Here is an 11,865-nt window from a genome sequence, read left to right as displayed (position 1 = left end):
GCGACCAGCGCAATCCTGCCGGCAGCGTCGCTGAAACATTGCCGTAACATGTTCGCAACATAATGGCTCGTTGCCCTTTGCGGCATATACTGATCCAATCCTTCCATGCCTCCGCACACTCTTGCCGAACGCCACATGACACAGCACTTCCCTCCGGAGAACTATCTCAACCGCGAGCTGGGTCTGCTCGCGTTCAACCGGCGGGTGCTGGCGCAAGCGCAGAATCCGCGGCACCCCTTGCTCGAACGCTTGCGCTTTCTGTGCATCGTCAGCAGCAATCTCGACGAATTCTTTGAAATCCGCGTCGCCGGCCTGAAAGAGCAGCTCAAGCTCGGCTCGCTGGCGATCACCACCGACGGCTTGAGCGCGCAGGAAGTCTTCCGGCGCGTCAGCGACGAAGCGCGGGCATTGATCGACGCGCAATACGCGCTGTTCAACAACGAGATCCTGCCCGGCCTTGACGCCGAGGGCATCCGCTTCCTGCGCCGCTCGAACTGGACCGATGCGCAACGCGAGTGGATCCGCGGCTTCTTCTTCCGTGAGGTGATGCCGGTATTGACGCCGATCGGGCTTGACCCCTCGCACCCCTTCCCGCGCGTGCTCAACAAGAGCCTCAATTTCGCCATCGAACTCGAAGGCAAGGACGCCTTCGGCCGCAGTTCGGACGCGGCGATCGTGCAGGCGCCGCGCGTGCTGCCACGCGTCATCCGCCTGCCGCGCGAGCTGTGCGACTGCGAATACGCCTTCGTCTTCCTCTCGTCAGTGCTGCACGACTTCGTCGGCGAACTGTTCGCCGGCATGAACGTTCTCGGCTGCTACCAGTTCCGCGTCACGCGCAACAGCGACCTCTTCGTCGATGAAGAAGAGGTGAAGAACCTGCGCACCAAGATCCAGGGCGAACTGCCGCAGCGCCACTTCGGCGATGCCGTCCGCCTCGAGGTGGCCGACAACTGCTCGCCGGCGATGACCGAGTTCCTGCTCGGCCAGTTCAATCTCTCCGCGAGCGACCTCTACCGCGTTGCCGGCCCGGTCAATCTGGTCCGCCTGATGCAGGTTCCCGACTGGGTGCCGCGCGACGACCTGAAGTTCTCCACTTTCCACCCCGGCAAGCCGAAGGTGCTGCAGAAAACGCACAGCATCTTCGACAGCATGCGCGCTGGCGACATCCTGCTGCACCACCCGTACCAGAGCTTCACGCCGGTGATCAACCTGCTCGACCAGGCGGCCGACGACCCGCGCGTCGTCGCCATCAAGATGACCGTCTATCGCACCGGCACCGACTCGGTACTGATGCAGTCGCTGCTGCGCGCTGCGCAGAACGGCAAGGAAGTGACCGTCGTCGTCGAACTGATGGCGCGCTTCGACGAGGAAGCGAACATCGGCTGGGCGACCAAACTGGAAGAAGTCGGCGCGCACGTCGTCTACGGCGTCGTCGGCTACAAGACACACGCCAAGATGCTGATGGTCGTCCGTCGCGAGGAAACCGAGCAAGGCAGCACGCTGCGCCGCTACATCCACCTCGGCACCGGCAACTACCATCCGCGCACGGCGCGCATGTACACCGACTTCGGCCTGCTGACCTGCAACGAGGAGATCGGCGGCGACGTCAACGAGGTGTTCAAGCAGCTGACCGGCCTTGGCCGCGCGCAGACGCTGCACCACCTGTGGCAAGCGCCGTTCACGCTGCAGTCGAACATCATTGCCGCCATCCGCGCCGAAACGATCGCCGCGCGCGCCGGCCAGCGCGCGCGCATCATCGCCAAGATGAACTCGCTGCTCGAGCCGGAAACGATCGCCGCGCTCTATGAAGCCTCGCAGGCCGGTGTCAGGATCGACCTGATCGTGCGTGGTGTCTGCGCACTGCGTCCCGGCGTTGCCGGGCTGTCAGAGAACATCCGCGTGCGCTCGATCATCGGCCGTTTTCTCGAGCACCACCGCGTCTTCTACTTTCACGCCGGCGGCGAAGAGCAGGTCTATCTGTCTTCGGCCGACTGGATGGACCGCAACTTCTTCCGCCGCATCGAACTCGCCTTCCCTATCCTCGACCGCAAGCTGAAACGCCGCGTCATCTTCGAGGGGCTGCAGACTTACCTTGCCGACAACCAGCAGGCGTGGGAAATGGACGGCAACGGCGGCTACCACCCGCGGCGCAATTCGCGCGCCAAGCCGCGCTCGGCGCAGGGCGAACTGATCGAACTGCTGCAACCCTAGCCGCGGCAGATCGGAGCGCCGGTCTGCCGCAACAGACCGGCGAGCGGGAAGCGGCAAGCGATTCAGCTACAGGAGCGAGGAGCGGGAACCCCGTCAGCGCTCGCCCCCTCGCTCCCGAAGTTCGCCTACGACCCCGCGAAAACGACGACGGACAGGCAAAAGAACATCAGGCGCGACGCGCGCCGACGACGCCGGACACCTCGCGGATCAGCCCCAGCGTGCGCTTCAGGTGCGTGATGTCGCCGATCTCGACGGTAAAGCCCATGCGCGCCATTCCCGCGCGCGACAAGGTGTTCACCGCAGTGACGTTGATCTTTTCGCGCGAAAAAACCTCGGAAACGTCGCGCAGCAATCCCTGCCGGTCGTTGGCCTCGACCACGACATCGACGGCAAAGACGCCGCTGCCACTGCCCTTGCTGGCATTGCCCCAGGCCGTCTCGATCAGCCGCTCGGGGTGTCGCGCCGACATGTTGGCGACATTCGAGCAGTCGGCGCGGTGGATCGAGACGCCCTTGCCGCGCGTCACGAAGCCGACGATCGCGTCGGGCGGCGCCGGCTTGCAGCAACCGGCGAGCTGCGTCAGCAGCTTGTCGACGCCGACGATGAGGATTCCCGAATCGCCATCCTTGGCCTTCGGCTTGCGTATCGGCGACGCCAGCTCGGGCGTTGCCTCGACCGGCGCCTCGCCACGCGCCGCCACCTGCAGCGCGCGCGGCCCGACCTCGCCACGCGCGAAGGCGACCAGCATTTCGTCGCTGCCGGCCAGTCCGAGACGGCCAGCCACCTCGTCGAGATTGGCATTGGCCATGCCGATGCGCTGCAGTTCGCGCATCACCAGCGTGCGCCCTTCGGCCAGCGACTCTTCCTGCGCCAGACTGGCGAACCATTGCCGCGCCTTGGCGCGCGCACGCGGCGTCGTCAGGTAGCCCTGCGCCGGGTTGAGCCAGTCGCGCGAGGGGCCGCCCTGTTTGGCGGAAATGATCTCGACGCGCTGACCGTTTTCAAGTTGCGTATTGAGCGTCACCAGCGCGCCGTTGACGCGCGCACCACGGCAGCGGTGGCCGAGATCGGTATGCACGCGGTAGGCAAAATCGAGCGGCGTCGCGCCGCGCGGCAAGGGAACGACACGCCCTTGCGGCGTCAGCACGTAGATCGTCTCGTCGAGTTCAGCCTGCTTGTAGCGGCGCACCCAGTCGGCCGAATCGGCGACTTCGTCCTTCCACTGCAGCAACTGGCGCAGCAGCGCGATCTTCTCGTCGTAATCCTCGGCGTTCGGCGCCTTGCTGCCTTCCTTGTAGCGCCAGTGCGCGGCGACACCGAGTTCGGCGTGGCGGTGCATGTCGCGCGTGCGCACCTGCACTTCGAGGCTGCGCCCGTCGGGGCAGCGCACCGCCGTATGCAGCGAACGGTAGTAGTTGCCCTTCGGGTTCGAGATGTAGTCGTCGAACTCCTTCGGGATAGGCGTCCACAGGTTATGCACGATGCCGAGTACGGTGTAGCAGTCCTTCACCTCGTCGACGATGACGCGCAGCGCGCGCACGTCGTACACCTCCGAGAACTCGACGCACTTCTTGCGCATCTTGTTCCAGATGCTGTAGATGTGCTTGGGCCGGCCGTAGATCTCGGCGTCGGCAACGCCGACCGTCGCCAGCTCGGTACGCAGCCGGGCGATGGCATCGGTGATGAACTGCTCGCGCTCGATGCGTTTCTCGTCGAGCTGGACGGCGATCTTCTTGTACAGATCGGGATGCAGGAAACGGAAGGAAAGGTCTTCCAGCTCCCACTTCAGCTCCCAGACGCCGAGGCGGTTGGCCAGCGGCGAGTAAAGTTCGAGCGTCTCGCGCGCCACGGTAGCGCGCAGTTCGGCCGGATGCGCGGCGTAATAGCGCAGCGTCTGCGTACGCGACGCCAGGCGCAGCAGGACGACGCGGATGTCCTCGACCATCGCCAGCAACATCTTGCGCAGCACTTCGATCTGCGCTTTCGCCTCCTGCGGGTCTTCGCCAGGGTCGCTGAGAAAACCGCGCGCGATCGGCCGCAGCCGGTTGAGACGGGTGACGCCGGCGACCAGCTGCGCGACCGAACGACCGAAGTGCGCCTCGATCTGCTCTTGCGCCACCGCTTCGTCGCCTTTGGCGAGCAGGCCCGGCACGGCAAAGAGCAGCGCGGCGCAGCGCGAATCGACATCAAGGCGCAGGCCGGCAACGATCAGCGCCATGCCCAGCGCGTGTGGCCAGACTCCCTCGCCGGTGCCCAGCGCCTCGTCGCCGTAGCAGACACGGGCGAAGTCGGCGGCAGCGCGCAGGCGGACGCACTCTTCCGCAGACAGTCCTTCGCTCAGGGTGGCGATGGACACTTCGGGGTCGCTCTGTGCGGCGACCGAATGGACGACTGAAACCATGCCGCGGATTATCCCCGATCCGCGGCCGGGCGGGGAGACTTGCGGCGCTAGCGGCACTGCGCTATGCAAGCCTCGCGAGCGGACGAACGCGCAGGCGCTTGAGTGCAGGGCAAAACTAACGGCCAACTATTTCGTACCCGGCGGAACCGGCGGGCGAGCCGGGTTATCAGTGATAATGTCGCCCTACTTCCGGCCGCCCGCATGCTCGAACGCTTCGCTCATCCCTATCTGCTGCTCGTACTGACCACGCTGTTCTGGTCGGGAAACATGGTCGTCGGCCGCGCCATCCGCGACGACGTGCCGCCCATGTCGCTGGCTTTCTGGCGGTGGACGATCGCCTTCCTGCTGGTGCTGCCGCTGGCGCTGCCGCACCTGAAAACGCAGTGGCCGCAACTGCGTCGCGGCTGGAAAGCCGTGGTCATACTCGGCGTGATCGGCGTCGGCGGCTACAACACGCTCGCCTACATCGCGCTGCAATACACGGCGGCGACCAACGCCGTGCTGCTCAACTCGTTCATCCCGGTCGCCACCATCGCGCTGTCGTGGCTGTTCCTGCACAAGAAACTGCATCGCATCGAATGGCTGGGCGTGCTCATCTCGCTGATCGGCGTTGCCACCATCGTCTGCCGCGGCGATCCGGGAATGCTCGCCGGCCTCTCGCTCAACATCGGCGACGTCTGGATGCTCGTTGCCGTGCTCACCTGGGCGGTATACACCATCGGCCTGCAATGGCGTCCGGCCGGGGTGCATCCGATGCTGATGCTGGCGGCGATGACCGCCGTCGGCCTGCTCGTGCTGGCGCCAGCCTATCTCTGGGAAATCATGCAGGGCCGCGTGATCCACCTGCACACCACTTCGCTCGCTGGAATCGTCTACACCGGCGTGCTGCCGGGCTTTCTCGGCTATGTTTTCTACAACCGCGCCGTCGGCGAAGTCGGCGCCAGCAAGGCCAGCCTGTTCATCCACCTGATGCCGGTGTTCGGCACCCTGCTCTCGGCGATCTTCCTCAACGAGATTCCGCAGATCTACCACTACGTCGGTATCGGCCTCATCTTCACCGGCATCTATCTGACGACTGCGGCCTTGCCCGGCCTGAAAAAAACGTGATCGGCAAATTATTCGGCGACATGGTCGGCAGCACGCTCGGCCAGATTTTCGGACGGCGCGAAGCGGTGACCGTGCCCGAGGCGCTCTGGCACGAAACGCTCGCCACGCTGCCTTTTCTGGCGGCGCTCGCCGCCGACGAGCAGCAGCGGCTGCGCGGCCTGTGTGAAGCCTTCCTCGGCGAAAAGGAGTTCACTACCGCCGGCGGGCTCGAGCTTTCCGACGCGATCTGCGTCTCGATCGCCGCGCAGGGCTGCCTGCCGATCCTCAATCTCGGCCTCAGCGCCTACGCCGGCTGGGTCGGCATCGTCGTCTATCCTGACGAATTCGTCATCCCGCGACGCATCGAGGACGATTTCGGCGTGGTGCACGAATACGACGAAGTCGCCTCCGGCGAAGCCTGGGAAGGCGGCCCGCTGCTCATTTCCTGGCGCGATGCGCAGATGGCCGGCGACGGCTACAACGTCGTCATCCACGAATTCGCGCACAAGCTCGACATGCAGAACGGCCCGGCCGATGGCGTGCCGCCCTTGCCGCGCGGCATTTCGCATGCGGCGTGGGAAGAAACGCTGCTCGGCGCCTGGGAAGACTTCTGTGCCGAAGTCGATGCGGCCGAGGAAGACTACGAGCGGACGTCTTTCGCAAGCGACAACGAAGGCGATGACGACGCCAGCGACACCGCCGCTGATGAGTTCGCCCTGCCCTCTGGGCTCGACCCCTACGGCGCCGAGAGTCCGGCCGAGTTTTTCGCGGTGATGAGCGAGGCCTTTTTCGAGACACCGGCGCTGCTCAGCGAGCGCTTTCCCGGGCTCTATCGCCTGTTCACCGCCTTCTACCGCCAGAATCCGCTGACGCGCTGCTCCAGCGAGGCGTAGCCGCCGCACAGCCGGTGCGATAATCGCGCCTTTTGCGGAAGCGGCAATGGCACTCAAATCGACAGTCTTCAAGGCCCAGCTGCAGCTCGCCGACCTTGACCGCAACCACTTCGGCGACTACACGCTGACGCTGGCGCAGCATCCGTCGGAAACCAACGAACGCCTGATGGTACGGCTGCTGGCCTTTGCCCTCTACGCCAGCGAGGACCTGCGCTTCGGCAACGGACTGTCGTCAGTCGAGGACGCCGCACTGTGGGAGATCGACCCGGCCGGCGTCATCCGCCTGTGGATCGAGGTCGGCCTGCCCGACGAAGCGCGCCTGCGCAAAGCCAGCGGCCGCGCCGAGCGGCTGGTGCTGATCGTCTACGGCAGCCGCGCCGGCCTGTGGTGGAAGCAGAACGCCGACGCGCTGCAGCGCTACCGCAACCTGACGGTGATCCAGCTCGGCAGCGACGACGGCGAACAGCTGGCCCGGCTGGCCGAGCGCAACATGAAGCTCGCGTGGACGATCCAGGAAGGCACGGTTTACCTAGATGGCGCCGAAATCCGGCCGCAACGTCTGCTCGGCTGATAGCAGCACCGGTGTTTGCCGCTGCAAGCTAGACGCGGAACGCCGACACCGAGCGCACCAGCGACTGGCCGAGCGCGTTCAGATTTTCCGATGCCTCGGCCGTCGCCTTGATGGTGGCGCTATTTTCCTCGGTCGCCTGCGCGATCCGCTCCACCTGCCGCGCGATTTCCGTGCTGGCCTGGCTTTGTTCGTGCAGCGCCTCGGCGATCTCGTTTACTGCGCTGCCGAGCTCGCGGTCCAGCGTCTGGATCTGCCGGATCGCCTCGCCGGCATCACCGGACAGCCGCACACCGACGGCCACCTGCCCGACGCTCTGTTTCATGCTGGAGACCGAGTCGCTGGCAGAGGCGAGGATTTCGCCGATGACCGCGCTGATTTCCTGCGTCGACGTCGCAGTACGCTCGGCGAGTTTGCGCACTTCGTCGGCGACCACGGCGAAACCTCGACCCTGCTCGCCGGCACGCGCCGCCTCGATGGCGGCATTGAGCGCCAGCAGGTTGGTCTGATCGGCGATTTCACTGATTACCTTGACGATGCCGGACACCCGGTCGATCTTGTGACTGAGGTCATCGATCTGCGCCGACGCCAGATCGACGCTGCTGGCGATTCCCTCGACGCTGCCGGTGGCGCGTGCGGTAACCTGCGCGCCGTTCTCCGACAGTTCGCCGACCCGCTGCGACAGCTCGCGCGTATCGGCGGTACGGCCGTTGATGTGGCTGATGCTGACCGTCATCTCTTCGACCGAGGCGGCGATCGCCGCCGTCGCTTCGCTCTGCATGCCCGAGGCCATGGCCACTTCTGTCGACGAGGTCGCCAGCTGCTGTGCCGTCTCGGCAACGCGTGTCGCGTCCTGCGTGATGGCAGCGACGACGCCCTTGAGCGCCGACTGCATCTCGCCCATGGCGTCGAGCAGGCGCCCGAGTTCGGCGCCGGCGCCGGGCGGCACCGGCTGCGTCAGATCACCTTGGGCGATGCGCTGCGCCGAGGCGACGGCGGCGTCGAGCGGCTGCGTGATCGAGCGGATGATCACCCAGGCGATGCCGATACCGAGCAGCAATCCGCAAGCGATCAGCGCGCCTGCAGCCAGGCGGAGCTGTTGGTAATCGCCGATCGCCGCGTCGTATTCCTCGCGGGCGACGCGTGCCTGCAGTTCGACAAGTTTGTTCAGCTCCTCGCGTGCCGCGGTGAAGGTCTTGCGGAAGCCCGACGCGGCATCCGCCTCGGCGGTCCGCGCGCGGTCGCCGCCGGCGGCTACGGGGCCGAGTGTCGCCAGCGTGCGCTTGAATTCCTGGTAATGGGCATCGAAACTCGTCGCCAGAACCTTTTCCTCGGGCGTCAGGTAGGTCGCCTGATAGGCGCTCCACTGCCCGTCGCTCAGTTTCAGGAAGCCGGCGATTCCTTCGACTTCCCTGGCCGCCTTCTCGGGATCATCGACCAGCATCGCCGCCCAGATACGACCGCGGGAACGGTGCAGGTTGTCCATCACGATCGCCAACTGGAAAGCGGTAACGGTGCGGTCTTCGTAAACCGTCTGCAAGCGGTCCTTGATTGACGCGGCAGCGAACAGGCCAAGGCCGCCAACCGCGAGCATGAGCAACGAGAGAATCGACACCAGAACGGCGAGGCGCGCTTTCACGGAAAGTCGGTCAATCATGGTGAGCCCCTCACGGCAGAAATTTGGACGGCATCATGCCACAGCAGTCAAGACTGGCGATAGCAGCGATTCTTCGACGCTTGCCAGCGTTCTTGTAGCGACCATCCGGGATGCCTGAGCGTTCAGTGCCCGGCGAGAAACGCCCGCAGCAGCCCGATCTGCGCGTCGTCAAAGAACATCGGCGCATGGCCGACACCGGCGATCTCGGCGGTCTGCGCAAGCGGCCCGCGCAGCGCCATCTGCGCCAGCGTGTCGGCGCCGAGCAGATCGGAGCGCGCGCCGCGGATGACCAGCGTCGGGCAGCGGATGCGTTCGTAAATCGGCCACAGGTCGATGTCGCCACCCGCCGCCTGGGCGCGGAAGTTCTCGGCGATGCGCGGGTCGTAGCGCATGTTCCAGCGACCGTCGGCGACGGGTTTGATGCTCGTCTCGGTCAGCCGGCGCCAGCCAGCGTCGCCAAGATCGCCGAAGGGCGCGCAGACGAAGCGCAGGAAACGCTCGGCCTCGTCGACGCTGGCGAAGCTCGGCGCCTGGCCGACGTATTCGCCGATGCGGCGCAAGGCTTCGACCGGCACGAAAGGCCCGACGTCGTTGAGGATCAGGCGTTCGACCGGCGAATCGTCGAGGCTGGCGATGATCATGCCGATCAGCCCGCCCATCGAGGTACCGAGCCAGGACACCGAGTCGAGGTCGAGCCGCGCCAGCAGCAGCATCATGTCGGCGACGTACTGCGGGAATTCGTAGTGGCGCGGATCGGCCAGCCAGCTGCTGTGGCCGCGGCCGACGACGTCCGGACAGACGACCCGCCAGCCATCGGCGGCCAGCCGCTGCGCCAGCGGCTCGAAATCGTGGCCATTGCGCGTCAGCCCATGCACGCAGAGCAGCGTGCGCGCGGCGTCGCATGGCCCGTACTCGCGATAGGCCATGCGATGAATGCCGGCCGCCGAGACGCAGCGCACCTCATGCTCGCGCGCGGGAAAGCGGCCGGCGCCGTCTGCCTGACCCGACTGATCGCTGCCCATCGTCGTCTCCGGATTTGCCTGCGCACAGTCTAGCAGCGCATTGCCGGCACGCACACGCGAGCGAACGAAGCTGGCGCCACCGTCAGCTCATTGCTCGCGCCAGTGCCAGTAGCGCCGGTATTGCTGACGCCACGCGGCCGCGCTCACGCTTCCGGCGAGAACGAAGCTCAGCTCGCCGTCGCGGTCGCTACGCCACTGCCGCGCCGCGGCGTAGCGCGCCGCCACTTCGGGCACCGGGTGGCCGAAGCGGTCGCGGTAGCCGACGGTAAACACCACCTCGCTTGGCGCAACCGCAGCAACGAAGGGCAGCGAGGACGAAGTGCGGCTGCCGTGGTGCGGCGCGACCAGCACGTCGCTGTTGAGCGGCGAAGCTGTCCTTGGGCCAGCGGCAGCGGTCGCTGCTGCCGCGCGCGCCAGCAACGCCGCCTCGTCGGGTGTTTCAATGTCGCCGACCAGCAGCGCTGAACGCCCGCCAGCGCTGTCGATGCGCAGCACGCAGGAAAGATGGTTGCTCGCCGTCGACTTCTCATACGCCGCCGCCAACGGATGCAGCACGCGAAAACGCACGCCGTCCCAGTCCCACGCCTGCCCGGCGACGCAGCGCTCACCGGCCAGCCCGGCCACCGACGAAAGCACGCGCGCAACCGGAACCGCGCCAAGCACCGACTCGGTGCCGCCGGCGTGGTCGTTATCGCGGTGCGAAACGAGCAGCGTATCGAGTCGCTCGACACCGGCCGCGCGCAGGAAGGGAACGACGACACGCTGGCCGGCGTCGGCGTCGCCGCCGTAGCGCGGACCGGTGTCGTAAAGCAGCGCATGCGTCTGCGTGCGCACGACCACCGCCAGACCGTGGCCGACATCGAGCACATCAAGCCACACCTCGCCCGCCGGCGGACGCAGCGGCGGCGTCAGTAAGGCCGGCAGAAGCAGGACCGCACCGAGCCAGCGCGCCGGAAAACCGCGCGGCAGCAGCAGGCAGGCGACGCCAAGCACGGCCAGCAGAACCGCCGGCAAGGGTGGCGCTGCTTGCTGCCACTGCGGCCAGTCGCCGAGCGCTTCGAGCCAGCGCATCAGGAGCGCCAGCAACTCGTGGTCGAGAGCGATCAGCGGCGGCCACGGCAGCACGGCGTAGAGCAAGGCGAGCGGTGTGATGACGAAGCTCACCACCGGAATCGCCAGCGCGTTGGCCAGCGGCGACACCAGCGAAAACTGCTGGAAGAGCAGGAGCAGCAGCGGTACGCTGCCGACCGTCACCGCCCACTGTGTCAGCCCCCAGTGCATGATCCGCTCGCGCCAGCCCGAGACGACGCCGATGCGCGGCACGCCAATGTAGAGCAACACGCCGACGGCGCCGAATGACAGCCAGAAGCCTGCTGCCAGCACCGCCCACGGATCGAGCAGCAGAACGACCAGCAAGGCGAGCAGCAAGGTGCGCGCCGCACCGAAGTGACGCCCCGACCACAGTCCAAACAACATCGATATTTGCGAACTCAAATCATGATAACTGCGAACAGCCTGATCATCGTTCAGACTGCTACTTAGAGTTCTTCGCGCACAGCTTCCTAGCTCTCAGCCTCCTGTACGCAGCTAGGCACTATTTACGCATTTGTACTATGATCTTGCCGGGCACTAGGGCGCGACCATGGCTAGATATTTTAAATATCACTGGCTTGAATCCTTTGGCAGTTTGGCTGGCACCACCCCCACTCGGAAAATTGGTCCGAGTCCGGTCAAGAACACCGGCCGTGTCTCCACGCGCAAGGCCGCACAGTCGCAGGCGTTTGAATCGCTGCTTGAGCGCGATTTCCTCATTTTGCTGGACATCGCCCCAAGGGTGGTGCGAATCGGTGTTCAGCCAATCACCCTGCGCTGGACGACTTCTGAGGGAGGGAACGTCAAGGAATACACCCCCGATGTAGTCGTCCATTACGCCGCCGACGTCCCCCCCGAATTGAGTAGCGCGTGACTTTAGAGTCCAATCCACGACGACAAGGAGATTGGACATGAAGAAGCGCTTTACCGAAGAA

Annotated in this window: 9 protein-coding genes; 5 read left to right on the top strand and 4 right to left on the bottom strand. The window is 65.7% G+C overall.

Annotated elements, in window-relative coordinates:
* Positions 1-105: 105 nt before the first annotated feature.
* Complete coding sequence (ppk1, locus tag GGD90_RS16635) at positions 106-2,211, top strand: polyphosphate kinase 1 (RefSeq protein ID WP_228273801.1); 2,106 nt, start codon at positions 106-108, stop codon at positions 2,209-2,211.
* 166 nt (positions 2,212-2,377) lie between these two features.
* Here ppk1 and GGD90_RS16630 read toward each other — a convergent pair whose 3' ends face one another.
* A complete protein-coding gene (locus GGD90_RS16630; protein WP_153117974.1) occupies positions 2,378-4,612 on the bottom strand; it encodes a RelA/SpoT family protein in 2,235 nt (744 codons plus the stop codon).
* A gap of 201 nt (positions 4,613-4,813) precedes the next feature.
* Here GGD90_RS16630 and GGD90_RS16625 point away from each other — a divergent pair, with 201 nt between their 5' ends.
* From GGD90_RS16625 to GGD90_RS16615, 3 genes are read left to right on the top strand one after another with little or no spacing between them, the layout of a single operon-like run.
* Complete coding sequence (locus tag GGD90_RS16625) at positions 4,814-5,719, top strand: DMT family transporter (RefSeq protein WP_153117975.1); 906 nt, start codon at positions 4,814-4,816, stop codon at positions 5,717-5,719.
* On the top strand, positions 5,716-6,591 hold the full coding sequence (locus tag GGD90_RS16620) for a M90 family metallopeptidase (RefSeq protein WP_228273802.1): 876 nt from the start codon (positions 5,716-5,718) through the stop codon (positions 6,589-6,591). The genes GGD90_RS16625 and GGD90_RS16620 overlap by 4 nt, the downstream gene beginning before the upstream one ends.
* Before the next feature lie 46 nt (positions 6,592-6,637).
* On the top strand, positions 6,638-7,162 hold the full coding sequence (locus GGD90_RS16615; protein ID WP_153117977.1) for a YaeQ family protein: 525 nt from the start codon (positions 6,638-6,640) through the stop codon (positions 7,160-7,162).
* A 28-nt stretch (positions 7,163-7,190) separates the two neighbouring features.
* Here GGD90_RS16615 and GGD90_RS16610 read toward each other — a convergent pair whose 3' ends face one another.
* From GGD90_RS16610 to GGD90_RS16600, 3 genes are all read right to left on the bottom strand, one after another.
* Positions 7,191-8,816, bottom strand: coding sequence for a methyl-accepting chemotaxis protein (locus tag GGD90_RS16610; protein WP_153117979.1), 1,626 nt, complete (start codon positions 8,814-8,816; stop codon positions 7,191-7,193).
* Positions 8,817-8,938: 122 nt separating this feature from the next.
* A complete protein-coding gene (locus GGD90_RS16605) occupies positions 8,939-9,838 on the bottom strand; it encodes an alpha/beta fold hydrolase (RefSeq protein ID WP_153117981.1) in 900 nt (299 codons plus the stop codon).
* A gap of 87 nt (positions 9,839-9,925) precedes the next feature.
* Positions 9,926-11,314 carry a DNA internalization-related competence protein ComEC/Rec2 gene (locus tag GGD90_RS16600; protein WP_153117983.1) on the bottom strand — a complete coding sequence of 463 codons (1,389 nt, stop codon included), beginning with the start codon at positions 11,312-11,314 and terminating at the stop codon, positions 9,926-9,928.
* 166 nt (positions 11,315-11,480) lie between these two features.
* On the opposite strand from GGD90_RS16600, the gene GGD90_RS16595 reads away from it, so the two are divergent.
* Positions 11,481-11,804: a hypothetical protein gene (locus GGD90_RS16595; RefSeq protein ID WP_153117985.1), complete on the top strand. Its 324-nt coding sequence runs from the start codon at positions 11,481-11,483 to the stop codon at positions 11,802-11,804.
* Positions 11,805-11,865: the final 61 nt, after the last annotated feature.

The organism is Rhodocyclus tenuis (assembly GCF_014197755.1).
Classification (GTDB): domain Bacteria; phylum Pseudomonadota; class Gammaproteobacteria; order Burkholderiales; family Rhodocyclaceae; genus Rhodocyclus; species Rhodocyclus tenuis.
This window is presented reverse-complemented; position numbering and strand designations above follow the sequence as displayed.